Here is a 25,266-nt window from a genome sequence, read left to right on the forward strand (position 1 = left end):
AGGCGCGGTGCGGGCCCGCACCGCGCCTCCTGGCCGTCAGGTGGTCGCGCCGGTCGCGCTCGTCGCGCCGGTCGCGCTCGTCGCGTCAGTCGCGCGACGGCAGCAGGTGGATCGCCTCCATGGCGAGCTCGGCGGCGATCGGGTCCTTCGCGACGACGGCGGCCTTGAGCTTCTCGAGCTCCGGCAGCACGACCTCGGCCGGCACCAGCTCGGCCAGCTCCGGCACCCGCAGCTTGAACGCGAGCCCGTCCGTCGTCGCCTTGCAGAGCTGCTCGAGCGACGGGTTGCCGCAGTGGTCGGCCCACATCGCGTAGATGTCCGCGCCGTGCTGGGCGACCTCGCCCTGGTGCCGGGCCTCGACCTGCGCCGTGACGTCGTCGAGGGTCTTCACGACCTTCTTGCGCTGCGCGTCCGTGAAGCGCGGCGTCGCGAGGCGGGCGACACCGCCGTAGATCACGCCGAGCGTGCGGTAGGCGTCGAGGAGCTCGTCCTTCGTCGGGGCGGCGACGCGGGTGTACCGGTTCGGCGCCATCTCGATGAGTCCGGCTCGGGCGAGCTCGGCGAGTGCTTCACGGATGGGGGTGCGGGAGACACCGAGCCAGGCGATGAGGTCGTCGTCGTTGAGCCGTTCGCCCGGTTCCAGGGTGCCGTCCATGATCGCGTCCCGGATCTTGTCCTGCACGGTGTCACGGAGGAGCTTCCGCTCGGCGGCGGGCTGCGTCGAAGGAACTGGCATGCGCCCAGCGTGTCACATGTGATGGGCCGGACGCGACAGGCGCGACGGCCACCAGGCCCGGCGCCCGAGGTCGTACGCCAGCGCGGGGACGAGCAACGAGCGGACCACGATCGTGTCGAGCAGCACGCCGAAGGCGACCACGAACGCGATCTGCACGAGGAACAGGATCGGGATCACGCCGAGCGCCGCGAACGTCGCCGCGAGGACGACCCCGGCCGAGGTGATCACGCCGCCCGTGACCCCGAGCCCGCGCAGGACGCCCTCGTGCGGACCGTGCTGCAGGGCCTCCTCGCGCACCCGGGTCATGAGGAAGATGTTGTAGTCCACGCCGAGCGCCACGAGGAACACGAACGAGTACAGCGGGACGCTCGGGTCGGCCCCGGGGAAGTGGAACACGTGGTCGAACACGAGGGCACCGACGCCGAGCGCCGCGGCGAAGGACACGATGACGCTGCCGATGAGCACGAGCGGCGCCACGATGCTCCGGAGCAGCAGCATCAGGATGAGCAGGATGACCGCGAGCACCACGGGGATGATCAGCGTGCGGTCCCGGATGCCGGTGTCGTTCGTGTCGACGGCGGTCGCGGTCGCGCCACCGACGATCGCGCCGGGGTCCACCCGCTCGACCGCCGTGCGGAGGGCACGCACGGTCTGTTCGGCGGCGTCGGAGTCGGCCGGGTCGGACAGGGTGGCCTCGAGCAGGACGTCGCCGCGGGAGACGGTCGGGGTCCCACCGGCGGCGCCGCCCGGGTTGCCGCTCGTCGTCACGGGGACGGTGCCGGACGGGGCGTCCTTCGCGGCCGCCACGACGCTGTCCACGCCGTCCACGCCCGTGATCGCAGCGGCGAGCTCGTCGGTCCTCGACGCGGCGCCGATGACCTGTGCCGGGCTGCCGGACCCGCCCGGGAAGTGGTCCGCGAGCACGTCCTGACCGTCGCGCGCCTGCGAGCTCCCGATGACCAGGTCGCTCTGCGGGACGCCGTCGGCCTTGAGTCCGACGAGGCCGGTGCCCATCGCGAGGAGCCCGACGGTGCACACGATCCAGACCACACGGGAGCGGCGCGCCACGAGCCGACCCACCCGTGCCCAGAGCCCACGGGCATCGGGCCCGGTGAGGACGGGGTGCGCGCTGCCGTACTTCGGGCGGAGCGGCCAGAACGCCGCGCGCCGGAACGCCAGCAGGAGCGCGGGCAGCAGGGTGAGCGCGGCGAGGAGGCTGAACGCGATGCCGATGGCCGCGACGGGACCGAGTGCCTTGTTCGAGTTGAGGTCGGAGAGCAGCAGGCAGAGCACGCCGACGATCACGGTCCCGCCCGAGGCGAGGATCGGCTCGAGACTCCCCCGCAGGGCGGCCTTCGTCGCGTCCCACCCGGTGCGGTGGTCGCGCAGTGCCTCGCGGAAGCGTGCGGTGTAGAGGAGCGCGTAGTCGGTCGCGGCGCCGATGACGAGGATCGACAGGATCCCCTGCACCTGGCCGTTCACGGTCACGATGTCGGCCTTGGCGAGCCACCACACGACGAGGATCGACGCGCACAGGGCGAACGTCGCGGTACCGAGCACGAGGATCGGCAGGAGCGGTGAGCGGTAGACGATGATGAGGATCACGAAGACCGCGGCGAGCGCCACACCGAGCAGCAGCCCGTCGATGCCCGCGAAGGCCTCGGTGAGGTCGGCGGTGAAGCCCGCCGGACCCGTGACGTAGCCCTGCACCCCCGACGGCAGCGCGTCCTCGACGTCGGCGCGGACGGCCTCGACGGCGTCACCGGTGTCCGCGCTCTGGGTCAGCGTGGCGACGATCTCGACCGCGTCGCCGTCCTCGCTCGGGATCACCGGGCTGACGCCCTGCACGTCGTCGCGGTCCCCGAGCCGCTGGGCCAGGGTGGTCGCGGCGCGCTGGTCCGCAGCCGTCAGGCCGCCGTCGCGCTCGAGCACGATGATCGCCGGTGCGCCCGACGCCTGCCGGAACTCGGACGCGCGTTCCTGCACCTTGGTGGCGTCCGCCGATGCCGGCAGGAACGACGTCTGGTCGTTCGTGGACACCTCGGAGATCTTGCCGAAGAACGGACCGCCGACGGAGGCGATCGCGAGCCAGACCACGATGACGAGCGCGGGGAGGACGATGCGGAGGAAGCGGGACACGTCCGTGAGCGTACTCCAATCGTCAGCATGCTGATTACTAGAGAGATCGAAGGAACGGGATCCGTAGACTCGGGGCATGGACGACACCCCCGACGCATGGCCGCTGGGGCGTCTCCTCTCCGCCGCTGCCCGGGCGATCGAACGGGACTGGGACGAGCGTCTGCGTGCGATCGGCCTCCCGCACGCGGCGCTCATCGCGATCGACATCCTCGTGCGGACCGGCCCGACGGGCGCGGACACCCTGGCCCGGACGGCACGCGTGCAGCCGCAGACGATGTCCCGCACACTCGAGCGCATGGAGCGCGACGGGCTCGTCGAACGCTCACCGCACCCGGACGACCGGCGACGGCGGATCGTCACCGTGACGGAGCACGGGCGCGAGGCATGGGAGACCGCCCGGCACATCGAGCGTGACGTCCTGCCGGACGACGCCGCACTGCGGGGCGCCCTGACCCTGCTGCTCGAGAAGCACCGGCCGAACCGAACACCTAGCGGTTGATATACCACATACGGTAGACTCGCGGAGTCGGTAGCACGACCGACCCGACCCGCAGGAGACCCGATGTCCGAGCGCCGAGCAGCCCGTCAGGCCGCCGAACGAGCCGAAGCAGCCGATGCGGCCGAACTGGCCGAGGCGGCAGCGCAGGCAGCATCGATCGCCGCCGCCGACGCTGGCGCCGACGCGGGCACCGACGCCTCCGCACCGCGGGCACCCCGGAGCGGATCGAGCGCCCGCAGGCCCCACAGCAGCGGCTCGAGCCGGAGCGGGAGCCGGAGCAGCAACGGCCGGAAGCGGCGCCGACGCCGCCGGAAGCGCCCGTTCCTCGTCGCCGTCCTCGGCACCGCCGGCTCGCTCGTCGCCGTCGCCACGGTGCTCGCCGTCGTCGCCGGCCTCTTCATCGCGGGCCTCGTCCGCAGCTTCGACGCCGACGTCCTCGCCGACCCGTTCCCGACCGGCGCGCGCCCCGCTCCGACCGAGGGCGCGCAGAACATCCTGCTCATCGGATCGGACTCCCGCCAGGGCGCCGACCCCGACGGCGACCGCGCTGCCGGTGGTCGCTCGGACACCCTGATGCTCGCCCACGTCCCGGCCGACAAGCGGGCGGTGTACCTCATGTCGATCATGCGCGACTCGTGGGTCGAGGTCCCCGGCCACGGCACCGCGAAGATCAACGCGGCGTACTCCTGGGGCGGGGTCCCGCTGACGGTCCAGACGGTCGAACGCCTGCTCGACGTGCGCATCGACCACGTCGCCGAGATCGACTTCGCCGGCTTCTCGGGCATGACCGACGCGCTCGGCGGGGTGACGGTGCAGTCACGGACGGCGTTCTCGGCCCGCGGCCATGAGTTCACCGCCGGCGCGAACCACCTCGACGGCGACGCGGCCCTGGCGTTCGTCCGCGAGCGGTACGCCTTCGCCGACGCCGACCACACCCGCGTCCGGAACCAGCAGGCGTTCATGCGCGGGATCATCGACGGACTCCTCTCGCGCGACACCCTCACGAACCCCGGGCGCGTGCAGGACTTCGTCCGGGCGACGAGCGAGTACCTGTCGGTGGACGCCGGCCTGACCGCCGGCACGATGGTCGACCTCGGCTGGTCCCTGCGTGACGTCCGGCCGTCGGACCTGCGGACGTTCACGATGCCGACCGCGGGCGGCGGGACCTCGGCGGACGGACAGTCCTACGTCGCGGTGAACACCATCGCCGTGCAGTCGCTGTCCCAGGCGCTCCGCTCGAACGACGTCGCCGGGTGGCTGGCCGACAACCCGCAGTAGCCGGACACAGCAGGACGCCCGGTGACCACACGGTCACCGGGCGTCCTGTCGATCGGAGGAACGATCAGGCGGGGAGCTGGAGCTCCTGGCCGGCGTAGATCAGGTTCGCGTCGTCGATGGTCGACGTGTTCGCGGCCCAGAGCTTGTTCCAGCCGCCGTCGATGCGCAGCTTCGTCGCGATGCTGTCGAGGGTCTCGCCCGACACGACCGTGTAGGTCTTGCCGCTCGTCTTGACGGCCGCGGGCTTGCTCGGGGCAGCCGGAGCCGCCTCGGTCGCGGGGGCCGGGGTCGACGGCGCGGCCTGCTGCGGGGCGGCCTGCTGCACCGGCGCCTGCTGCTGCGGGGCAGCCTGCTGGGTCGGGGCGGCGGGAGCCGGAGCGGCGGCCTGCGGGGCGGCGCCGGTCGTGCCGCTCAGCCCGAGCTGGGCGGAGCAGGCCGGCCATGCGCCCCAGCCCTGGGAGGCGAGGACGCGCTCGGCGACGGCGATCTGGGTCGCACGGCTCGCGGAGGCCGGGTTGCCCGTGCCGCCGTTCGCCTGCCAGGTGCCGAGGTTGAACTGGAGGCCGCCGTAGTAGCCGTTGCCGGTGTTGATCGCCCAGTTGCCGCCGGACTCGCACTGCGCGAGGGCGTCCCAGGTCGAGCCGGATGCTGCGTTCGCGGGCGCCGCCGCGAGGCCGACACCCGTCGCGGCGATGCCTGCGAAGGCGAGGCCACCGACGATGGTGCGGGTACGAGAAAGCTTCTTCATGGTTGATTGCTCCACCGGGACCACGGATCGAGAGCCGATCGCCACTGCCCGTCCCGACCGATCGCGGTCGTGTCGTGGGGTGCGCCGCCGGGGGCAGTGGTCTCGTGCCGGTGGCGCCTCGGTCGGCCACCATAGGAAACTCTTCACCGTTATCAAACCGAGACAAACGGTTCTACCCGTTGGTGCTATGTCTCCGGGGACGGAACCTGTACGCGTGGATCCCCATGGGCATGGTCATCGCGGCGGACCCGGGTACGTCACCTTGGCAATTCCCTGGCAATGACGGCCAGGAGGCACGTGGCGGCGCCGACCCGCGCCTCCCGTCCGCCGGTCGGTCACCCTCGGGACAGCAGCGTCACCGCTTCCAGGTGGCCCGTCTGCGGGAACATGTCGAGCACCCGCGCGCGCCGCAGGCGCAGCGACGGCATCCGCGCGAGGTCCTTCGCCAGGGTCACCGGGTTGCAGCTCGAGTAGACGACGTGCCGGACGTCCGACTCCTCGAGCCAGGTCGACAGCGTCTCGCCGATCCCGCGCCGCGGCGGGTTGACGACGACGAGCTCGGGGACGGCGTCGGGACGGGCACGGAGCGCGTGCTCGGTCGCGTCGTCCGCGGCGAAGCGGACGCCCTCGAGGCCGGCCTCGCGCGCCGACTGCCCCGCCGATCGCACGGCCTCGCGGCTGGTCTCGATGCCCGTCACCGCGCGACCGGGGCGGGCGGCGTGCAGGGCGAAGCCGCCGACGCCGCAGTAGAGGTCCCACATCGACGCCGGCGCCACCTCGTCGATCCACGCCGAGGCCTGGGCGTACAGCTCGGTGGCCACGTGCGTGTTCGTCTGGAAGAAGCTCTGCGGGCGGAGGTGCATCGTGACGTCACCGAGTCGCATCGAGAGCGTCTCCCGCTCGGTGAGCACGATCTCCTGCTCCCCCTCGGTGACGGCCTTGTGCTCCGGGAGCAGGTTCACGGTGACGACGACGGCGTTCGGCAGCACCCGGTGGAGCGCGTCGAGGTGCTGCCGGAGGCGCGCCAGCTGTCCCTCGGAACGCAGGACGAACCGCACCATGAGCTCCCCGTCCGGCGACTCCGTCACGAGCACGAACTTCAGCTCGCCCCGGCGGGTGGCGACGTCGTACGGGATGAGCCCGGCGTCCGCGATGAACCCGGCGAGGATCGGGAGCGCGTGCTGGATCCCGGGCGTGCAGATGCCGCAGTGCCGCAGGTCCACCCCGCGCTGCCGGTGGTCGAGGATGCCGACCGTCGGGTGCTGGACGGTCCCGCCGACCACCATCTTCGCCTTGTTGCGGTACGCGGACTCGGGGCTGGTGATCGCGGGCAGCCACTCGACCGAGCCCGGACCCCCGGCGGCCTCGACCGCGTCGTGCAGGAGTTCGCGCGTGCGGAGTTCCTTGTCGAGGACCTGCTCGGCGTACGGCTGCCCCATGAGCGTGCACGAGCGGCACACCCCGCGGTCGAAGTAGTCGCACTGCATGGCCGAGTCAGGATACGGCAGCGGCCGCCTTCCGGACGGTGACGCCGCGGGTCTGCTGCTCGAGGGCGTCTTCGTACGCGCCACAGACGCCCGACCACGTGTACGCCGAGCGGGCCCGGTCACGCACGCTGCCCCGGAGCAGCTCCTGCTCGACGGGGTCGGCGAGCAGGTCGAGGACGGCATCGGCGATCGCGCCGGGGTCGGGCTGGACGAACCGGACGCCGGTGCCGGCGAGGACCTCGCGGTTGTACACGGTGTCGCGGGCCACGGTGGGCGCCCCGCAGTGCATCGCCTGCACGAGGGCCGGGTTCGTGCCGCCGACGCTGTGCCCGTGGAAGTAGGCGCCGGCATGCTGCCACAGTGCGAAGAGCCGGTCGTCGTCGGACACGTGGCCGAGCCAGGACACGCCCGTGTTCCGGTCGGCGAGGTCCTGCGCGGCGGTGTCGAGCTCCCCGCCGTAGCCCGTCGACCCGACGATGACGACCGGGTGGCGCTCGGCGATGCGCTCCGCGGCGACGAGGAACTCGGCCACCGTGTTCTCCGGCACGAACCGCGCCACCACGAGGGCGAACGGTCGCCCGGCGAGGTGCGCGTCGTCGGGGTGCAGCGGCAGGACGTCGGACTCCGTGCCGCCGTAGGGGATCATCACGCCGGAGCGGCCGAACTCGCGACGCCAGTAGTCCCCGATGGCATCGGCGTCGAAGACGAGCCGATCGGCGAACCGTGCGGTGGCCCGGGCGCCGGTCTTGAACACCGCCTTGGCGAGCCGCCCCCACTTCGCGCGCTCCCACTCGATCCCGTCGACGTTGACCACGGTGGGGATGCCGGCGAGCCGCAGGAGCGGGAGCCAGTACCCGTTCGCGCAGTTCATCACGAGCGCGACGTCCGGCCGTCGTCGGATCGTGTCGAGCACGGCGGTCATGCCGTACGTGAGGGTCGAGAGCGACCGCGACTCGAGGCCACGGGTCGTGCGTCGGGTCACCCGGTGGTCGAGGGACGGGTCGTCCACCCGTTCCTGTCCGGGACGGCCGTAGACCGTGACGTCCCAGCCGGCGTCGGCCAGGTGCGGTGCGATGTGCCGCACGGCCGTCTCGAACCCGCCGTAGTAGGACGGGTACCCGCGCGTCCCGATGATCGCCACACGCTTGGACATACCCGCTCCCTCGTTCACCTGATGACTGCAATGATATTCTACATTGCAGTTCCAGGTGACGGAAGAGCGGGTTACTCGGCGGCGGCGTCCCGGGTCGTGGTCGCGATCCGGTACACGGACGTCGTCGCGGCGAGGAACAGCGTCGTGCCGTCGTCGCCGCCGAAGCACAGGTTCGCGGTGACCTCGGGGACGGCGATGTCGCCGAGCCGGGTGCCGTCCGGGTCGAACACGACCACGCCCCGGTGCGACGAGGACCACACGTTGCCGTGCACGTCGACGCGGATGCCGTCCGGGGCGCCCTCGCCGGGCTCCAACCGCGCGAACACCCGACCGTTCTTGAGCAGGTCGCCCCGGCCGCCCCGCCGGTCGTACGCCCGGATGACCGGGTCGTCGCCGGACGAGCTCGCGACGTAGAGCACCTGCTCGGTCGGGTCGAACGCCAACCCGTTCGGTTCGTCGAGGTCGGTGGCGACCGGCCGCAGGTCCGCACCGTCCGGGCCGCACCGGAACACCCAGTGGTCGCCGTACTCCCGCTCGCCCGGGTGCCCCTCGCGCGGCTGGGTGATGCCGTACGCCGGGTCGGTGAACCACACGCTGCCGTCCCGCGCGACCACGACGTCGTTCGGGGAGTTCAACCGGACGCCGTCCCACGCGTCCACGATCGGCGTGACGACCCCGTCCCGGTCGCGCTCGACCCGTCGGTTCCCGTGCGAGCACTGCACGACGCTGCCGTCGCGGTCGAGGGTGCGGCCGTTCGTGAACTCGACCCCCTCGGCGTACACCGACGTCTCACCGGAGCCGGCGTGCCACTGCAGGATGCGGTCGCCCGGGATGTCCGACCACCGCAGGGTCCGGCTCGCGGGGATCCAGCACGGCCCCTCGGCCCAGGTGCTGCCCGTCGCGATGCGCTCGACGGCGCCGGGGTCGGGGACGAGATCGGTGAACGACATGTGCTCTCCTTCGAACACGATCCGCGGTGCGGCGCGGTCGGAGTTCGGCCGCGGATCGACCCTACCCGTCGGCCTCGGGTGCACCGGTTGCCGACGAGGTGCCACCGACGAGCTCGTGCAACCACGCGTCGGCCACGAGTCGTCCGTCACGGTCCGGGAGGGCGGCGCGGACCTCGTCACGATCGAGCGGGTTCCGCAGCGCCCGGACGAGCGCCGTTGCGAGCCGCTCCGGGAGCCCGGACGGATCGACGTCGACGACCTCGTGCCCGTGTGCGACGAGCCAGGGCGCCAGACCGGTCTGGTCCGTCGTGACCACCGTCAGCCCAGCGGCGAGGGCCTCCTTGATCGGGAGGCCGATCTGCTCGATCCACCGACCGTCGGGCACGGACGGGGCCACCAGCACGGAACTCGACGCGAGCAGCGCGCCGGCCTCGCCGTGGGGCAACCGTCCGAGCACCGTCCGGCTGTCCGGACGGCGCGCTGCCCACGCCTCGAGCTCGGCTTGCAGCGGCCCGGGGCCGACGATCGAGAGCCGCGCGTCCGGGAGCGCCTCCTCGACGGCACTCCACGCCATCGTCAGCCCGCGCAGCCCCTTGCGTTCCTCGAGCACCCCGAGGAACACGCACGAGAGCGGCTCGGCGGACACCGACGTGTCGTTCGCCCGCGGGAGTTCGAGCGTCGTGCGCTGGTCGACCCCCGACAGGAACGGGAGTCGTGCGTACGCGACCCGGGCGGCGTCGCTCGCGAAGCAGATGCGGTCCAGGGTGAGGCGCGCGACACCGCCGATGAGGAGTGCGACGGCCCGGACGGCCCACCCGGGGACCCGACGCCGCCCGCCGACCAGGGTCGCGAGGGCGTTGTTCTCCATCGCGTAGGTGACGACGCGGTGCCGGCGGCGCCGGAGCACGCCCGCGGCCTTGAAGCCGAGCACGAGCCCGAGGTGCTTCGGCCAGAAGCGCATCCAGTACGGCTCGGGGACCTCGAGCGTGGTGGCGCCGGTGCGCAGGAACCGCCGCAGCGCGCCCGGCATCGTGACGCGTCGGATGCCCGCGACGAGCGGCGTGCCCGCGAGGTCGTAGTTCGTGTCGAGGTAGAGCAGCTCGGCAGGGGTCCCGAGTCGGTGTCGCTCGATGTGCGCGGCCCGGAGTTCCGGGACGATCCGCATGCTCGCGGCCGGAGTGGTTCGGACCCGCGGTTCCTTGTCGACCATCACTTCGTCTCCCTGTCGCGATACCGGCTGATGACATATCTACTGATATACAATACACTGGAACGGAACGAAGGAGCAGAGATGACTGTGTTGATCACCGGAGCCGGCGGCATGATGGGTTCCCACCTCGCCGAACTCCTCATGAGTGCCGGGGACGACGTGGTCGCGACCTCGCTCCACCCGACCATCGACCTCTCGACCGTCGACCCCTCCGTGCGGTTCCGGGAACTCGACGTCCTCGATCGCGATGCCGTGACGGGGTCCATCGCGGCGCACCGGCCCTCCGTCATCCACCACCTCGCTGCGCAGAGCCTGCCAACGGTGTCGTGGACGGACCCGTGGACCACGATGCGGGTCAACTCCGAGGGCACGATCAACGTGTTCGAAGCGGTCCTCGACGTCCGCCGTCTGGATCCCGAGTACGACCCGACCGTCGTGGTGGCGTGCTCGTCGGCGGAGTACGGGGCGAGCCTCACACCCGCGAACGTCCCGGTGACCGAGGAGACCCCGTTGCTCCCGCTGCACCCCTACGGCGTCAGCAAGGTCAGCCAAGACCTCCTCGCGTACCAGTACCACGCGAACCACGGCATCCGAGCCGTCCGTGCGCGCATCTTCAACTGCACGGGCACCCGGAAGCGCAACGACGTGGTCTCGGACTTCGGCCGTGCAGTCGTCCGAGCGCTGCACGAGGGGACACCGGTCCGCCACGGCAACCTCGAGACCCAGCGCGCGATCATCGATGTGCGCGACATGGTCCGGGCGCTCCGTGACCTCTCGCTGACCGGCCGCCCCGGCGAGGTGTACAACATCTGCGCAGACCGCGCCTACCGCATCTCGGAGGTACTGGAGATGTACTTCCGTGCGGCCGGACGTCGCCTGCCGACGGAGGTCGACCCGCTCCTCCTCCGCCCGTCGGACGAGGCGATCATCTTCGGTGACACGTCGAAGATCCGGTCGCACACGGCCTGGCGTCCGGAGATCGGCCTCGAAACGACGATCGCAGACGTCCTCGCGTTCGAGCAGGTCCAGTACGCCCGAGGTGCGCGGTGATCGACCTCCTGTTCTCCGACCCGATCCCGGTCGTGCAGCACCACTACCAGCGACAGCTCCACGACGTCTTCGCGAGCGGCGGGGGCTCAGCGACGCAGGCCCACTGGTCTCGTCCGGTCGAGGGCTTCCCCGGAGCCCTCGGCAAGGCGCGGATGTTGGCGAACGCGGTCCACAACCTCCGGCGCCAGCGCGCCGAGCGGCGACCGGTCCTCCAGGCGTGGCCGAGCCTCGGTCTCCTCGAGACCCGGCTCTGGTCGTCGCCGAACGGCCCTCGCTACGTCATGCTGCACGACCCGGCTCCGCTCCGACGCCAGTACGGGCACTCCGAGCGCTCACGTCGCTGGGCAGCCGCCGCCCCCGCGGAGCACCGCCCGACCGTCCTCGTCTCCAACGACCACGCGTTCGCCATCGCGCGCCAGGCACTTCCGCACCACCGGATCGAGAGTGTCCTGCACCCGATGCTGAGCACGCGACGCCACGTCGACAAGACAGCCCGACCGTCGATCCTCGTCGCCGGTCAGTACAAGCCGGCCCGGAACGTCGAATTGCTCGCCGCTCTCGGTCCGCGGCTCCGAGCGCGGGGGTGGGAGACGACGATCGTCGGGAGAGGCTGGCCGGAGATCGAGGGCTGGACCGTCGAGAACCGGTTCGTCGCGGAGCACGAGCTCGAGCACCTCCTGGGCCGCTCGTGGGTGCACCTGCTGACGTACCGGCAGTACTTCCAGTCCGGCGTCTCACTGCGAGCCGTCGAGATGGGGACGCCGACGGTCGGCGAAGACACCGACTTCCTCCGCGGGCTGTTCGGTGCCGGGCACCCCGGTCTCGTCGCGACGGACGGAGACGCCGCCGCGTACGAACGTGCGATCGAGGCCGTCATCGACGGCGAAGGCCCGTCACTCGAAACCGTACAGAGCGACTACTTCGCCCGGTGCACGGAGAGCTGGCGCGTGGTTCGCTGACGCTCACGCTCGGTCGACGATCTGTTGCATGGCGCGAGACGCACCGCTCTCGTCGCCGCTTGCGACCGCGCGCGCGACGGCCGCGTGGAGGCCCACGTCGTGCGCGTCGGGGCGGATGCCCGCACGTTCGTCGAGTGCGCGCGCGACCACGCGGTGCAGCCGTCCGTACATCGCGTTCCCGGACAGCTCCAGCACCAGTCGGTGGACCTCGCGGTCTGCCTGGAGGAACGTGGCCGCGTCGTCCGGACCCGTGGCGGCGGCGAGGCGGTCGGCGGCGGCGAGCAGCGCCTCCAGGTCGGCACGGTGCGACGCGTCGGACGCGCGCCCGGCGGCTGCCGCAGCGGCCACCGGCTCGACCGCGCGGCGCAGCGCGCGCAACTCCCCGAGGACGACCCCACGCTCCGGACCGGCGAGCCGCCAGCCGATGACGCGCGGGTCGAGGACGTCCCACTCCGACGCGGGCAGGACCCGGAGCCCGACGCGACGACCGGCGCTGAGGAGGCCGAGACCGACGAGGACGCGGACGGTCTCGCGGACGATGCTGCGGCTCGAGCCCGTGCGGGTGACGAACCCGTCGATGCTGTCGCGGTGCCCCGTCGGCAGCGATCCGTCGACGATCGCGGCGCCGAGCCCGTCGAGCACCCGGTCGAAGATCACCGCTGGGAGACCGGGCTGACCACGAGCTCGTCGACGCGCATGTACGACGGGGCCTCGAGCACGAACGAGACCGAGCGGGCGATGTCCTCCGGCTGGAGCATGACCGCGCGTGCGGCCGCGTCCGGCACCGAGGGGCGCTGGTCGAGGAAGTCGGTGGCGACGTCGCCGGGGCACAGGTGGGTCGCTCGGACGCCGTGCCCGGCCTCCTGCTGGTTGAGCGTCCGGACGACGGAGCCGAGCGCGGTCTTCGACGCCGAGTAGGCGACCCCGGCCCCGGGTTGGAACGACCAGCCCGCGTACGAGGACACGACGACGACGATCCCGCCGGACTCGCGCAGCGCGGGCAGCGCCGCGTCGACGACCGTGACGACGGCGGTGAGGTTGGTGTCGACGATGGCGCGGAAGTCCGGCAGCGACTGGTCGTCCCACCGACGCTCGGGGCTGTTGAGCCCGGCGGCGAGGACGAGTCCGTCGAGCCGCCCGTACTGCGCGAGCAGGGTGTCGCGGGCAGCGGCGACGGCCTCCGGGTCGTTCGCGTCGAGGGGGAGCACGTCCGCCGTCCCACCCTCGTCGCGGATCTCGGTCGCGACCGCGGCGAGCCGGTCCGCCCGGCGTCCGCTGAGCACCACCGTCCAGCCGTCGCGGGCCGCCGCACGAGCGCTCGCCGCTCCCATGCCGCTGCCGCCGCCGGTGATCCAGAGCACGCGTGCGTCGTTCATGGGGGAATAGTATGCCTATTGCTGCGACCGGACCACGGCCGCACCGACGACGGGAGCGACGATGCACCTCGACCTGACCGACCGCGTGGTCGTCGTGACCGGAGCCGCGCGCGGCATCGGTGCCACGATCGCCGCGCGGTTCCACGCTGAGGGGTGCCGGGTCGTCGCGCTCGACCTGGCGTTCGACGAACCCGCTGCCGCGGACGCGCCCGCCTCCGGGGACGAGGCCGCCGCCGGCGCCGCGCTGCCGGTCGACCGGGTGCGCTGCAACGTCGCCGACGCCGACTCCGTCCGCGCCGCCGTGGACGAGGTCGTCGCCCGGCACGGCACGATCGACGTGCTCGTGAACAACGCCGGCATCAACGTCGAGGGTGTCGTCGCCGACCTGCAGTGGGACGACTGGCGCCGCTGCATGGACGTGAACCTCGGCGGGACCTTCCTGATGAGCCAGGCCGTGGCACCCGTGATGCAGGCCGCCGGGCGCGGACGGATCATCAACGCGGCGTCGTTCGCGGCGATCGTACCGAGTGTCGGGAGCGCTGCCTACGCCGCGTCGAAGTCGGCGGTCGTCGCGTTCACCCGGGTGCTCGCATCGGAGCTCGGCCCGTGGGACATCACCGTGAACGCGTACGCCCCGGGGATGGTGCCGACGGCGATGAACGGCTTCGCGACGATGCCCGCCGAGGCACAGGACCGCCTGCTCGACACCCTGTCGCTCCGTCGGTGGGAGACGGCCGACGACGTGGCCGACCTGCTCGTGTTCGTGGCGAGCGACGCCGCCGGGTACATCACGGGGACGCTGCTGGACGTGTCCGGCGGCAAGTTGGCCACCCAGATCCCGGCGCGGGCGCACGGGCGCTGAGGGCGCTGTCCCACGGCCCGTTCGTCCGTCAGCGCTCGCGGAACCAGGCGTCGGCCGCGCGCAGGTCGTCCGGGACCCCGATGTCGAAGAAGGTCGCACCCCCGACGACGAAGGGCGGCCGGAGTTCCGGGATCCTGACCTCCATCACGTCGCGCTCGAACGAGACGAACGGGTCGGCCGGGAACGTCTCGACGAACCGCTTGCGCATGCCGTAGACACCCGCGTTGATCCGCCCCCGCCCCGTCGATCCCTTCTCGCGGAGCGCCACGACGCGCGCGCCGTCCGTGTCGACCCCGCCGAAACGCCCGACGTCGGGGACGGTGGCGAGGGTCATCGCGAAGTCGGCGTCGTCAAGGGCGGCGACGAGCATCGGGAGTTCGGCGGCGCCGTACGTGTCGCCGTTCATCACGACGAAGCGATCGCGGAGCAGGGGGAGGGCGTCCCGGACCGCTCCGCCGGTCCCCCGAGGGCCGGTCTCCGTCGAGTACCGGACCGGGACGCCGGCGAACGCGGAGCCGAAGTGGTCACGGATGACGTCCGCGTGGTGCCCGACGAGCAGGACGAACTCGGTCGCGCCCGCTCGCGCACAGTCCTCGAGCAGCCACTCGAGGAACGGCCGACCGGCAACGGTCGCCATCGGTTTCGGGGTGCTGTCCGGGATCACTCCGCGGAGCCGGGTCCCGAGGCCCCCGGCGAGCACCACCACCTGCATCAGCGCACCGCCTTCGTGACGGGCCACGACTCGACGCCGTGGTGTGTCACGTGGGCTCCCGTCACGGTGCCGCCGCACTCTGATTCGAGCGCACGAGCCACCTCGAGCCGGCGTTCCGGATCGACGACGAGCATCATGAAGCCACCTCCTCCGGCTCCCGAGACCTTGCCGGCGATCATCCCGTGCCGTGAGGCGACCTCGTGGGCTCGCTCGATGGCGGCGTTGCTGATGCTCGCCGCCGTCCGCTTCTTCGCGAGCCAGCCGTCGTTCAGGCTCGCGGCGAACTCCGGGACATCGCCGACGAGGAGCGCGTTCTTCATCCGCTCAGCCTCGGCCCGGACGGTGTGGGTCGCGGCGAGGGCGTCTTCGCGACCGGCGACGACGTTCCCCTGCTGTTGCTCGATGACCACGGCGGAGTCTCGGGACACTCCACCGAAGTACAGAAGGAGCGACGCCTCGAGCTCCGCGTGCACCTCACGCGGGATCCGCAAGGGGTTCACCACGACGCGCTCACGGTCGGCCTCCATGTAGTTGAAACCGCCGAACACTGCGCTGTACTGGTCTTGCCAACCGCCGGCGAGCCCCAGGTCCACGCGCTCGATCTCCCAGGCCGTGCGGGCGAGTTCGTACTGGCCGAGGCTCACGCCGAGGAACTCTGCCATCGCCTGCACCATCGCGACGACGAGCGCCGAGGACGACCCGAGCCCGGACCCCGGTGGCGCATCGACCTCGGTGGCGAGGCGAAGCGCGACGTCGTGGCCGCCGTTGTGGTCGCGGACCATGCGGCGGTACACGGCGACGTGGAGCCCGAAGTCGGAGAGCAGCGCGTCGAGGTCCGCGTGCGCGGCACGGCCGGTGCACTGTCGATCCGGCGAGTGGAACTCGACACCGGACGCTGCCGGGGAGACCGTCGCGTAGGCGTAGCGGTCGATGGTGACGCTGAGGACACGCCCGCCGAAGTCCTCGGAGTAGGGCGACACATCGGTGCCGCCACCGCCGAGACCGAGGCGGAGGGGTGCGCGACTGCGGATGGTGTGCATGGCTGGTCTCCGTTCGGGCGGGTGTCAGGCGATCGACGCGGCGAACGCGGCGAGGGAGGGGAAGGACTGGTCTGCCATGGGGTCCCCGACCCCGATGCGGACGGTGCGGCACCCGCCGGTATGGTGTGCGAGGGCTCGTCCCATCGCGATGTCGGAGTCGGAGTCACCGACCATGGTCGACCGGCTGGGGTCCACCTCAGGGTGGTCGGCGAGCCAGCCGAGCGGCATCCCGGGGAGCGGCTTGCGGCACCGGCAGGTACCGGCGAGGTGCGGGCAGACGAGCACGTCGTCGATGCGCCCACCCGCGGCGGCGACCCGAGCGGTCATCTCGGCATGCACCTCGTCGACGGCACGGGCCGACATGATCCCGCGCCCGACGCCCTGCTGGTTCGTGACGATGACGATCCGAGGTGCCCAGGACGCGAGGGACACGAGCGCGTCGAGCGCCCCCGGGAGGAACTCGAACTCCTCGACGCTCCGGACGTAGTCACCGGCGATCCGCCGGTTGACCACGCCGTCACGGTCGAGGAAGAGCGGCCACATCGGCGGACTCGAAGGCGCAGGGGCGCTCGGCGGGGAGCTTGTACTCGTCGGCGAAGAGCACGTGCTCGACACGCTCCGAGATCGCGTGGACGAAGACGATGTGCGACTCCTGGATCCGGCCGGTCTCGTTCGACGGGATGCGGAGCGCGATGTCGGCCAGGGCTGCGAGTGCGCCGCCACCGGCACCGGTCATGGCGACGACGGAGACCCCGTGGACCCGTGCGGCCTCGGCTGCGCGGACGATGCTCGCGGAGTCACCCGAGGTGCTGATGGCCACCAGCAGGTCGCCTCGACGTGCGGAGCCGGTCAGCGCCCGGGCGAAGACGCTCTCGTAGTCGTAGTCGTTGGCGACCGCGGTCATGTGAGAGGCGTTGCCGTGCAGCGCTTCGGCTGCGAGGGGCGGTCGGTCGAAGATGAAGTGACCGCTCAGTTCGGCCGCGAAGTGCTGCGCGTCGGCGGCGCTGCCACCGTTGCCACAGAAGTAGACGCGGCCGCCGCTGCGGTAGGTGGCGATCATGGCGTCCGCCACTGCATCGGCCGCGTCGAGCAGCGTTCGATCCTGGAGCACTCGCTCCTTCACTGCGATGGTGTCGCGGAAGATTCGTTCCATGCTGCGCATCGGGCTGCCTCTCGTTCGCGCACCGGAGGTGGGTGCGGAACCATGCTACCTTGTCGAAATATCACACGCAAGCATTTCATATTCGAAGACTCAGCGCAGCATCCGCTCCAGCAACACCCGCAGCTCCCCCCGCTCCCCCACGGACAACCGGGTGGTCAGGGGCAGCAGCGACTCCCGGATCGCCGCCTCGAGCGATCGGGCGACGTCGAGCCCGGCATCGGTGATGACGACGTCCACCGCCCGGGCGTCCTCCGCGTTCGGCACCCGCCCGAGCAGCCCCTTGGCCGACGCGCGCGCCACCAGCCCGGTCATCGTCGACTTCTCGAGGCCGAGGTACTGCGCCAGGTCGCCGATCCGCATCCGCCGGTCACGCAGGATCGCGAGCACCCGCAGCTGCGTCAGCGACAGCCCGGCATCCGCCGCGATGCCGGTCAGGGCACCCATCGTCCGGAACGCACTCTCGCCGAGGGCGTCGACGAGCCGCTCGTCCTCCGTCATCTCCTGCATGCCGTCAGCCTACTTGACTCACTTCGTGTTACGAACTACTTTGTTCGTAACACGAACCTTTCAGGAGGCAGTCATGCACGCAGCCGTCGTCACCGAGTTCGGCCGGACCCCGGTCTGGCAGGAGTTCACCGACCCCGTCCCCACCGCCGACGAGGTGGTCGTCGACGTCGTCGCCGCCGGACTCCACCCACGGGTGCGGTCCCAGGCCGACGGGTCGCACTACACCAGCGAGGGGGCGCTCCCCCTCGTCCCGGGCGTCGACGCGGTCGGGCGGTTCCCGGACGGGACGCTCCGCTACTTCGCCGTCGCGAGCGACACCCGCGGCACGATGGCCGAGCGGGTCGCCGTGGATCCGCGGGCGAGCGTCGTCCTGCCCGAGGGCGCCGACCCGGTGGCGGTCGCCGCCGGCGCGAACCCGGTCATGTCCTCGTGGGTCGCGCTCCGACGCCGCATCGACTTCGCCGCCGGCAGCCGCGTCCTCGTACTCGGCGCGACGGGCGCCTCCGGCTCCGCGGCGGTGCAGGTCGCGAAGCACCTCGGCGCCGAGCACGTCGTCGCGAGCGGACGGGACGCGGCACGACTCGGAGCGCTGCCGGCACTCGGCGCGGACGTCGTGGTCCCGCTCGACGACGTCGACGCCGTCGGTACGGCAGCCGCGGACGTCGACGTCGTGATCGACTACGTGTGGGGCCAGCCCGCCGCGGACGTCATGCGCGCACTCGTCACGGCGCGACAGGAGCGCGGACGCCGGCTCGACTGGGTGGCGATCGGCTCCACGGCGGGCCAGGAGGCGCGGATCCCCTCCGCAGCGCTCCGTGCGTCCGGCCTGACCATCGTCGGAAGCGGCCAGGGTTCCGTCGGTCGGGCGGCGTTCGTCGCGGAGCTCCCGGGGATCGTGGCGGCGATCGCCGACGGGACCATCCGGGTGGACGCGACGGCGGTGCGCATGGCGGAGGTCGAGGCGGCCTGGGCCGGACAGGTCGGTGCTTCGGCGGGCAGAGTGGTGCTGGAAGCCTGATCCTCGATCGGCCTCCCTGTCCGCCCACTCAGGAACTCCACATCCCCTTCTCCGTAGGCTGTGAGGGCCCAGTGAGCCGGACTGCAGCCCGACCCCGAGGAGGTGCCCGATGGTCATCGTCCTCGTCGCGTTCGCGATCGTCGCCCTGATCGTCCCCGCCCTGACCCCCGTCCTCGGCCGCCGCGTCTTCTACGTGGCGGCCCTCGCACCGGCAGCAGCCGCGGTCCTGACCGTCGCGCAGACCGGTCCGGCGTTGCACGGCGCGGTCACGGAGCGGTTCCAGTGGGTGCCGCAGCTCGACCTCGCGATCGCCCTGCGGATGGACGCCCTCTCGTGGGTCCTCGCCCTCGTGGTGAGCGTGGTCGGTGCCCTCGTGCTCGTGTACTGCGCCACGTACTTCGGGCCGGACGAACCCGGACTCGGTCGGTTCGCCGGGGTCCTCACCGCCTTCGCCGGGTCGATGTACGGGCTCGTGGTCGCCGACGACGTCATCGTGCTGTTCGTCCTCTGGGAAGCGACGACGGTCTTCTCGTACCTGCTGATCGGCCACGACTCGGTGAAGCGTGCCAGTCGCGCGGCGGCGATGCAGGCGCTCGTGGTCACCACCGCCGGTGGTCTGGCGATGCTCGCCGGTCTCGTGGTGCTGTCGGTGACCGCCGGGACGACGTCGCTCTCCGGGATCGTCCAGGACCCTCCGTCGGGGACGATCGTCTCGGTGTCCGTCGTGCTCGTCCTGCTCGGCGCGCTGACGAAGTCCGCCATCGTGCCGTTCCACTTCTGGCTCCCCGCCGCGATGGCCGCCCCGACCCCGGTCAGCGCGTACCTGCACGCCGCGGCGATGGTCAAGGCCGGCATCTACCTCGTCGCCCGGCTCGCCCCCGCGTTCGCGCTCCTCGGCGGGTGGCGCGAGACCATCACCGTGCTCGGGGTGCTCGGCATGCTCATCGGTGGGTACCGTGCGCTCCGGCAGACCGACATCAAGCTCCTGCTCGCCTACGGCACGGTCGCCCAGCTCGGCTTCCTCGTGCTCGCGGCCGGGTGGGGCGCGCCCGAGGTCGCCCTCGGCGGGGTGGCGCTGCTGGTGGCCCACGCGGCGTTCAAGTCGACCCTGTTCCTCGTCGTCGGGGCGATCGACCACGTCACGGGCACCCGCGACCTCGCGCGCCTGAGCGGTCTCGGACGCCGGATGCCCTGGCTGACGGTCGTGGCCGTCCTCGCACTGCTGTCGATGGCGGGCATCCCGCCGACGATCGGCTTCGTCGCGAAGGAGGCCGTGCTCACCGGCTTCATCGACTCGCTGCACGGCCCGGACGCCGGGTGGGCGTGGTTCGCGCTCGTCGGCGTGACGATCGGCTCAGTGCTCACCGTGGCCTACTCGCTGCGGTTCCTGTGGGGCGCCTTCGCCCGGAAGCCCGGCGTGCCCGACACCGAACCGCACGGCCTGCACGGCCTCGGCGTCGTCCCGTCGGTCCTCGCGCTCACGGGTCTCGCGCTCGGCCTCGCGACGCCCCTCGTGGCGCACGGCATCGAGCCCGCCGCGCACGCCGCCGCCCTCCCCGGCGAGGTCCCGCACCTCGCGCTCTGGCACGGTCTCGAGCCGGCGCTCGGCCTCTCCGCGGTGACGCTCGTCGGCGGGCTCGCGCTGTTCGCCCTGCGCCGCCCGGTCGAGGCGCTCCAGCACCGCCTCGCGGGTTCCCCCAGCGCGTCGAGCATCTACCGGCACCTCATGCGCGGGCTCGACCGGGTGGCGACGGGCCTCACCGCCGGGGTCCAGCGCGGTTCGCTCCCCTACTACCTGACCGTCATCCTGTCGGTGTTCGTCGCCGGGGCGCTCGTCAACCTGGTCATCGGCGGACCGTGGGCGTTCCACGTCCGGTTCGCCGACTCGTGGGGACAGATCCCCGTCGTCCTCGTCATGTCGATCGCCGCGATCGCCGTCCTCACCGCCAAGACCCGCTTCGCCGCGGCGGTGCTGGTCGGTGTGACCGGGTACGGCATGTCCGTCCTGTTCGTGCTGCACGGAGCGGTCGACCTCGCGCTGACCCAGCTCGTGGTCGAGACGGTGACGCTCATCGCGTTCGTGCTCGTGCTGCGCCGGCTCCCCCCGCGGATCGCCACCGCGAACCCGTCCCGCTTCCGGGTCGTGCGGGCGCTCTTCGCGGGCCTCGCCGGGCTGACCCTCGCGATCGTGGTCGTCGTCGCCGCATCGGCACGGACGGCCGAGCCGCTCTGGCCGGACCTGCCGGCGTTGACGAGCTCGTTCGGGCACGGCCTGAACGTCGTGAACGTGGCCCTCGTCGACCTCCGAGGCTGGGACACCCTCGGCGAGCTGACCGTCGTGGTCGCCGCCGCGACGGGCGTCGCGAGCCTGATCTTCGTGAACTCCCGCGAGGACACGCTCCCCCGCCTCCGCGACCTGCCGGCCCGTCTGACCGCCGACCGCGACGAGCGCACGGACGGCGAGCCCCGCGCCTGGCTGCCGACGAGCGCCGCGATCCCGACCGGCCGTTCGGCGCTGCTCGACGTCGTCGTCCGCCTGCTGTTCCACGGCCTGATCGTCCTGTCGGTCTACCTGCTCTTCGCCGGGCACAACGCGGCGGGCGGCGGGTTCGCCGGTGGTCTCGTCGCGGGCATCGCCCTCGCGGCCCGGTACCTCGCGGGTGGCCCGGCCGAGCTCGGCGCCGCGGCCCCGGTCCGTGCCGGACGGCTGCTCGGCCTCGGTGTGGCCACGGCCGCGATCACCGCCCTCGTGCCGATGTTCTTCGGCAGGGAAGCCCTGTACTCCGAGTTCTTCGAGGCCACCGTCCCGGTGCTCGGCCACGTCGAGTTCGTCACCGCCACGTTCTTCGACATCGGCGTGTACCTCGTGGTCGTCGGCCTCGTGCTCGACGTCCTCCGCAGCCTCGGCGCCGAGGTCGACCGGCAGCGCCTCGAGGACGCCTCGACGCCCGTGCAGGACATGACCGAAGCCCCCACCCCGGAAGGGAGCGCCACGTGACCGTCACCCTCGTGCTCGTCATCGCGATGGCGGTGCTGTTCTCCTGCGGGGTCTACCTGCTCCTCGAACGCTCGCTGACCCGGATGCTGCTCGGCTTCCTCCTGCTCGGCAACGCCCTCAACCTGCTGCTCCTCGTGATGTCCGGTGCTGCCGGCAACCCGCCGATCGGCAAGAGCTCCGAGGGCATCACGGATCCGCTCCCCCAGGCGTTCGCCCTGACCGCGATCGTCATCACCTTCGCCGTGAGCGCGTTCCTGTTGGCCCTCATCCACCGCTCGTGGAAGCTCTCCCGCGCCGACGAGGTCGAGGTCGACGAGGCCGACGTCGCGATCGGTCGGGAACGCGACGAACCCGCCGACGAAGACCCCGAGACCACCACCGACGCAGAACAGGAGGCGACCCGATGACCTGGCTCGTCCCGCTCCTCGTCCTCGTCCCGCTGCTCGGCGCCGCGGTCGCGCTCGGACTCCTCAACCACCAGAAGCTGCAGCGCGCGATCACCGTCGTGGTGCTCGTCGTCGCCCTGGCCGTCGCCGCGACACTCATGGTGCTCGTCGACCAGCACGGCACGATCGTGGTGCAGGTCGGCGGGTGGGACGCGCCGTACGGCATCTCGCTCGTGGTCGACCGGCTGAGCGCGCTGCTCCTCACCGTGAGCGCGAGCGTGCTCCTCGTCGTCCTGCTCTTCTCGATCGGACAGGGTCTCGCGGCCGACGACGGCGAGGCGCCGGTCACGATCTTCTACCCGACGTACCTCGTGCTCGCCGCCGGCGTGCTCGACTCCTTCATCGCCGGGGACCTCTTCAACCTGTACGTCGCGTTCGAGATGCTGCTGGTGGCGAGCTACGTGCTCATCACCCTCGGCGGCAGCGAGCAGCGCGTGCGGGCGGGCACCACGTACATCGTGACGAGCCTCATCGCGTCGGCGATCTTCCTCGCGGCGATCGGCCTCGTGTACGGCGCCACCGGCACGGTCAACATCGCCCAGATCAGCGAGCGGATGGCTGCCCTGCCCGAGCACGTGCAGCTGCTCCTCCACACGATGCTGCTCATCGGGTTCGGCATCAAGGCCGCCGTGTTCCCGCTGGCGTTCTGGCTGCCGGACTCCTACCCGACCGCGCCGGCCCCGGTGACGGCGGTGTTCGCGGGCCTGCTGACGAAGGTCGGCATCTACGCGATCATCCGGCTCGAGACGATCATCTTCCCGAGACCGCAGCTCAACACCGTGCTCCTCATCGTGGCGATCCTGACGATGGTGGTGGGCGTGCTCGGTGCGGTGTCGCAGACCGACGTGAAACGACTGCTGTCCTTCACGCTCATCAGCCACATCGGGTTCATGGTCATGGGTGTCGGCCTCGGTTCGGTCGCCGGGACGGCCGCCGCGGTGTTCTACACGGTCCACCACATCGTCGTGCAGACGACGCTCTTCCTGGTCTCCGGGCTGATGGAACGCGTCGGCGGGACGACCTCGACCCGATCGCTCGGTGGGCTGCTCAAGGCCGCCCCGCTGCTCGCCGCGCTCTACCTCGTGCCGGCGTTCAACCTCGGTGGCATCCCGCCGTTCTCCGGCTTCATCGGCAAGCTCGGCCTCTTCCGTGCCGCGGCGATCGACGGCTCGCCCCTCGCCTACGCGACGATCGCCGCCGGTGTCGTGACGAGCCTCCTGACCCTGTACGCGCTCATGCGCGTCTGGGACGCCGCGTTCTGGCGTCCGAAGCCCGCGGCCGAGGCAGCCGCCCCGCACGCGAGCACCGCAGAGCCGCACGCCCACCTGCGGTCGCCGGAACCGGCGCCGCTGACCGTGTCCGAGGACACGGGCAAGGCGTTCCACCCAGGAGGCTCGGTGACGGTCACCGACGCACCGCACGCGAGTCGCGCCTCCAGTCCGGAGACCGCACCGACGGCCACGCAGGACGGCGTCGGCGAAGCCCCCGCGCGCGTGAAGCTGCCGCGCATGCTCGTCGGCGTGACGACCGTGGCCGTCCTCGGGTCGGTCGCCCTGACCGTCGTGGCCGGCCCGCTGTACGGCTACGCGACCCGCGCGGCGGAGTCGCTCGAGTCCCCGGACCGCTACGTGCAGGCCGTGCTCGGGGGGACGCGATGACCGCGGACAGCACCCGTCGGATCACGAACGCGCGGCGCATCGCCGTCGCGTGGCGCTACGACGTCCCGCTCGTCGCCGGGTTGACCGTGCTCTGGGCGCTGCTCTGGGGTTCGTGGACGCCGCTGACCCTGCTCTGCGGGATCGTCGTCGCGCTGCTCGTGACGCAGTTGCTCCCGCTGCCGCCGGTGCCGCTGTCCGCCCGGTTCTCGATCCCGCACGCCGCGTGGTTCCTGGTGGTGTGGTCCGGGCTGGTCGTGCTCGCCTCGTTCCGGGTCGCCTGGGTCGCGCTCCGCCCCCGCGGGGTCCGGCGGAGTTCGATCACGCTCGTCCAGCTCCACACCACCTCCGAGATGACGTTCACCCTGGCGACGCTCGCGATCTCCCTCGTGCCGGGGTCGTACGTCGCCGACGTCGACCTGCGACGCCGCCGGCTGCTCCTGCACGTCCTCGACACCGAGCGGGTCGAGCAGGTCGACGCGGCCCGCCGTGAGGCCCTCGGCATCGAGACGCTCGTCATCCGGGCGCTCGGGTCGAAGCAGGACCTCTCCGAACTGTCCGAACCCCTGCCGGAGGTCACGCGATGAGCGCCGCAGTCGTCGTCATGGGCATCGCGATCGCCCTGGTGCTCGCGCTGCTCGGGGCCACCCTCGTGCTCGCCGTCCTCCGCATCGTGCGGGGCCCGACCATCCTCGACCGGATGATCGGCTCGGACATGGTGCTGACGACCGCGCTCGTGGTGATCGGCGCCGCGATGGTGATCCGGCGGGACCTGACGGCCGTACCCGTCCTCGTGGTGATCGCAGCGACGAGCGTCTTCGCCACGATCGCCGTCGCCCGTGCGGTCACCCCGTCCTCCGATCCGTCCGACGAGGGGCTGACCGTGACCACGCCCGAGCACGCCGACGACCAGGAGCGTCCCCAGTGATCGACATCATCCAGGGGTTCATCGACGGCGCCGGGGTCCGCGCGTGGATCGCCGTCGGGCTGCTGCTCGTCGGGGCGGTGCTGTCGCTCGGCGCCGGCGTCGGGATCGTCCGGTTCCCCGACCCGCTCGTCCGGCTGCACGCGATGGCGAAGCCGCAGGTGCTCGGGCTGGCGTTCGCCCTCGCCGCGATCGTGGTCGCCGTGTGGACGTGGACGGCGCTGTGGGTCGTCCTGCCGATCATGGTGTTCCAGCTGTTCCTCGTGCCGGTGTCGACGCACATGATCGCCCGCGCGGGGCTGCGGGCGGACGACTACCGCCACGAGGACCTGCTGGTCGACGACACGGAGTCGTGA

The 25,266-nt window shown here is 71.8% G+C and carries 26 protein-coding genes; 12 read left to right on the plus strand and 14 right to left on the minus strand.

Going from position 1 to position 25,266, the window contains the following annotated elements:
• Positions 1-85: 85 nt before the first annotated feature.
• Positions 86-736: a GntR family transcriptional regulator gene (locus BIV03_RS16155; RefSeq protein WP_083295114.1), complete on the minus strand. Its 651-nt coding sequence runs from the start codon at positions 734-736 to the stop codon at positions 86-88.
• A gap of 12 nt (positions 737-748) precedes the next feature.
• Positions 749-2,875, minus strand: a complete 2,127-nt coding sequence (locus BIV03_RS16160) for an efflux RND transporter permease subunit (RefSeq protein ID WP_071296418.1) — start codon at positions 2,873-2,875, stop codon at positions 749-751.
• 76 nt (positions 2,876-2,951) lie between these two features.
• On the opposite strand from BIV03_RS16160, the gene BIV03_RS16165 reads away from it, so the two are divergent.
• Both BIV03_RS16165 and BIV03_RS16170 read left to right on the plus strand, forming a co-directional pair.
• Positions 2,952-3,374: a MarR family winged helix-turn-helix transcriptional regulator gene (locus BIV03_RS16165; RefSeq protein ID WP_070417245.1), complete on the plus strand. Its 423-nt coding sequence runs from the start codon at positions 2,952-2,954 to the stop codon at positions 3,372-3,374.
• Positions 3,375-3,437: 63 nt separating this feature from the next.
• A complete protein-coding gene (locus BIV03_RS16170; protein WP_139202030.1) occupies positions 3,438-4,652 on the plus strand; it encodes an LCP family protein in 1,215 nt (404 codons plus the stop codon).
• A 64-nt stretch (positions 4,653-4,716) separates the two neighbouring features.
• Here BIV03_RS16170 and BIV03_RS20265 read toward each other — a convergent pair whose 3' ends face one another.
• The 5 genes from BIV03_RS20265 to BIV03_RS16195 all read right to left on the minus strand — a co-directional run bounded on the left by BIV03_RS20265 (position 4,717) and on the right by BIV03_RS16195 (position 10,200).
• Complete coding sequence (locus BIV03_RS20265) at positions 4,717-5,400, minus strand: transglycosylase family protein (protein WP_071296419.1); 684 nt, start codon at positions 5,398-5,400, stop codon at positions 4,717-4,719.
• 335 nt (positions 5,401-5,735) lie between these two features.
• Positions 5,736-6,887 (minus strand): 23S rRNA (uracil(747)-C(5))-methyltransferase RlmC, encoded by a 1,152-nt coding sequence (gene rlmC / locus BIV03_RS16180; protein WP_071296420.1) that lies wholly within the window; start codon positions 6,885-6,887, stop codon positions 5,736-5,738.
• Positions 6,888-6,894: 7 nt separating this feature from the next.
• Complete coding sequence (locus tag BIV03_RS16185; protein ID WP_071296421.1) at positions 6,895-8,040, minus strand: glycosyltransferase; 1,146 nt, start codon at positions 8,038-8,040, stop codon at positions 6,895-6,897.
• A 71-nt stretch (positions 8,041-8,111) separates the two neighbouring features.
• A complete protein-coding gene (locus tag BIV03_RS16190; RefSeq protein ID WP_071296422.1) occupies positions 8,112-8,990 on the minus strand; it encodes an SMP-30/gluconolactonase/LRE family protein in 879 nt (292 codons plus the stop codon).
• Between the two features lie 61 nt (positions 8,991-9,051).
• Positions 9,052-10,200, minus strand: coding sequence for a glycosyltransferase family 4 protein (locus BIV03_RS16195; RefSeq protein ID WP_071296423.1), 1,149 nt, complete (start codon positions 10,198-10,200; stop codon positions 9,052-9,054).
• An 81-nt stretch (positions 10,201-10,281) separates the two neighbouring features.
• Here BIV03_RS16195 and BIV03_RS16200 point away from each other — a divergent pair, with 81 nt between their 5' ends.
• Both BIV03_RS16200 and BIV03_RS16205 read left to right on the plus strand, forming a co-directional pair.
• Positions 10,282-11,250: a GDP-mannose 4,6-dehydratase gene (locus tag BIV03_RS16200; RefSeq protein WP_071296424.1), complete on the plus strand. Its 969-nt coding sequence runs from the start codon at positions 10,282-10,284 to the stop codon at positions 11,248-11,250.
• A complete protein-coding gene (locus tag BIV03_RS16205) occupies positions 11,247-12,209 on the plus strand; it encodes a glycosyltransferase (protein WP_071296425.1) in 963 nt (320 codons plus the stop codon). Before BIV03_RS16200 ends, BIV03_RS16205 begins: the two co-directional genes overlap by 4 nt.
• A gap of 3 nt (positions 12,210-12,212) precedes the next feature.
• Here the strand turns inward: BIV03_RS16205 and BIV03_RS16210 are convergent, their stop codons facing one another.
• Both BIV03_RS16210 and BIV03_RS16215 read right to left on the minus strand, forming a co-directional pair.
• Positions 12,213-12,866, minus strand: coding sequence for a FadR/GntR family transcriptional regulator (locus BIV03_RS16210; protein WP_071296426.1), 654 nt, complete (start codon positions 12,864-12,866; stop codon positions 12,213-12,215).
• Positions 12,863-13,585 carry an SDR family oxidoreductase gene (locus tag BIV03_RS16215; protein WP_071296427.1) on the minus strand — a complete coding sequence of 241 codons (723 nt, stop codon included), beginning with the start codon at positions 13,583-13,585 and terminating at the stop codon, positions 12,863-12,865. The genes BIV03_RS16210 and BIV03_RS16215 overlap by 4 nt, the downstream gene beginning before the upstream one ends.
• 61 nt (positions 13,586-13,646) lie before the next feature.
• Between BIV03_RS16215 and BIV03_RS16220 the strand changes: the two genes are divergently transcribed.
• A complete protein-coding gene (locus BIV03_RS16220) occupies positions 13,647-14,447 on the plus strand; it encodes an SDR family NAD(P)-dependent oxidoreductase (RefSeq protein WP_071296428.1) in 801 nt (266 codons plus the stop codon).
• 28 nt (positions 14,448-14,475) lie between these two features.
• Here the strand turns inward: BIV03_RS16220 and BIV03_RS16225 are convergent, their stop codons facing one another.
• The 5 genes from BIV03_RS16225 to BIV03_RS16245 form a co-directional block, all read right to left on the minus strand.
• Positions 14,476-15,186 (minus strand): sugar phosphate nucleotidyltransferase, encoded by a 711-nt coding sequence (locus BIV03_RS16225; RefSeq protein ID WP_139199417.1) that lies wholly within the window; start codon positions 15,184-15,186, stop codon positions 14,476-14,478.
• Positions 15,159-16,199, minus strand: coding sequence for a D-alpha-D-heptose-7-phosphate kinase (locus BIV03_RS16230; RefSeq protein WP_071296430.1), 1,041 nt, complete (start codon positions 16,197-16,199; stop codon positions 15,159-15,161). Before BIV03_RS16230 ends, BIV03_RS16225 begins: the two co-directional genes overlap by 28 nt.
• Before the next feature lie 24 nt (positions 16,200-16,223).
• Positions 16,224-16,742 (minus strand): HAD-IIIA family hydrolase, encoded by a 519-nt coding sequence (locus BIV03_RS16235; protein ID WP_071296431.1) that lies wholly within the window; start codon positions 16,740-16,742, stop codon positions 16,224-16,226.
• A complete protein-coding gene (locus BIV03_RS16240; protein ID WP_083403493.1) occupies positions 16,717-17,352 on the minus strand; it encodes an SIS domain-containing protein in 636 nt (211 codons plus the stop codon). Before BIV03_RS16240 ends, BIV03_RS16235 begins: the two co-directional genes overlap by 26 nt.
• Before the next feature lie 99 nt (positions 17,353-17,451).
• Positions 17,452-17,868 carry a MarR family winged helix-turn-helix transcriptional regulator gene (locus BIV03_RS16245; RefSeq protein ID WP_071296432.1) on the minus strand — a complete coding sequence of 139 codons (417 nt, stop codon included), beginning with the start codon at positions 17,866-17,868 and terminating at the stop codon, positions 17,452-17,454.
• 73 nt (positions 17,869-17,941) lie between these two features.
• Here BIV03_RS16245 and BIV03_RS16250 point away from each other — a divergent pair, with 73 nt between their 5' ends.
• From BIV03_RS16250 to mnhG, 7 genes are all read left to right on the plus strand, one after another.
• Positions 17,942-18,886 (plus strand): zinc-binding alcohol dehydrogenase family protein, encoded by a 945-nt coding sequence (locus tag BIV03_RS16250; protein WP_071296433.1) that lies wholly within the window; start codon positions 17,942-17,944, stop codon positions 18,884-18,886.
• A gap of 109 nt (positions 18,887-18,995) precedes the next feature.
• Positions 18,996-21,884, plus strand: coding sequence for a Na+/H+ antiporter subunit A (locus BIV03_RS16255; protein WP_071296434.1), 2,889 nt, complete (start codon positions 18,996-18,998; stop codon positions 21,882-21,884).
• A complete protein-coding gene (locus tag BIV03_RS16260; protein WP_022907807.1) occupies positions 21,881-22,291 on the plus strand; it encodes a Na(+)/H(+) antiporter subunit C in 411 nt (136 codons plus the stop codon). Before BIV03_RS16255 ends, BIV03_RS16260 begins: the two co-directional genes overlap by 4 nt.
• Entirely contained in the window at positions 22,288-23,988 is a 1,701-nt protein-coding gene (locus BIV03_RS16265; protein ID WP_071296435.1) for a Na+/H+ antiporter subunit D, read from the plus strand. Before BIV03_RS16260 ends, BIV03_RS16265 begins: the two co-directional genes overlap by 4 nt.
• Positions 23,985-24,572: a Na+/H+ antiporter subunit E gene (locus BIV03_RS16270; RefSeq protein WP_070417259.1), complete on the plus strand. Its 588-nt coding sequence runs from the start codon at positions 23,985-23,987 to the stop codon at positions 24,570-24,572. The genes BIV03_RS16265 and BIV03_RS16270 overlap by 4 nt, the downstream gene beginning before the upstream one ends.
• Positions 24,569-24,913, plus strand: coding sequence for a hypothetical protein (locus BIV03_RS16275; protein WP_070417260.1), 345 nt, complete (start codon positions 24,569-24,571; stop codon positions 24,911-24,913). The genes BIV03_RS16270 and BIV03_RS16275 overlap by 4 nt, the downstream gene beginning before the upstream one ends.
• Positions 24,910-25,266, plus strand: a complete 357-nt coding sequence (gene mnhG / locus BIV03_RS16280; protein ID WP_070417261.1) for a monovalent cation/H(+) antiporter subunit G — start codon at positions 24,910-24,912, stop codon at positions 25,264-25,266. The genes BIV03_RS16275 and mnhG overlap by 4 nt, the downstream gene beginning before the upstream one ends.

Source organism: Curtobacterium sp. MCBA15_016, from assembly GCF_001865105.1.
Taxonomy (GTDB): Bacteria; Actinomycetota; Actinomycetes; order Actinomycetales; family Microbacteriaceae; genus Curtobacterium.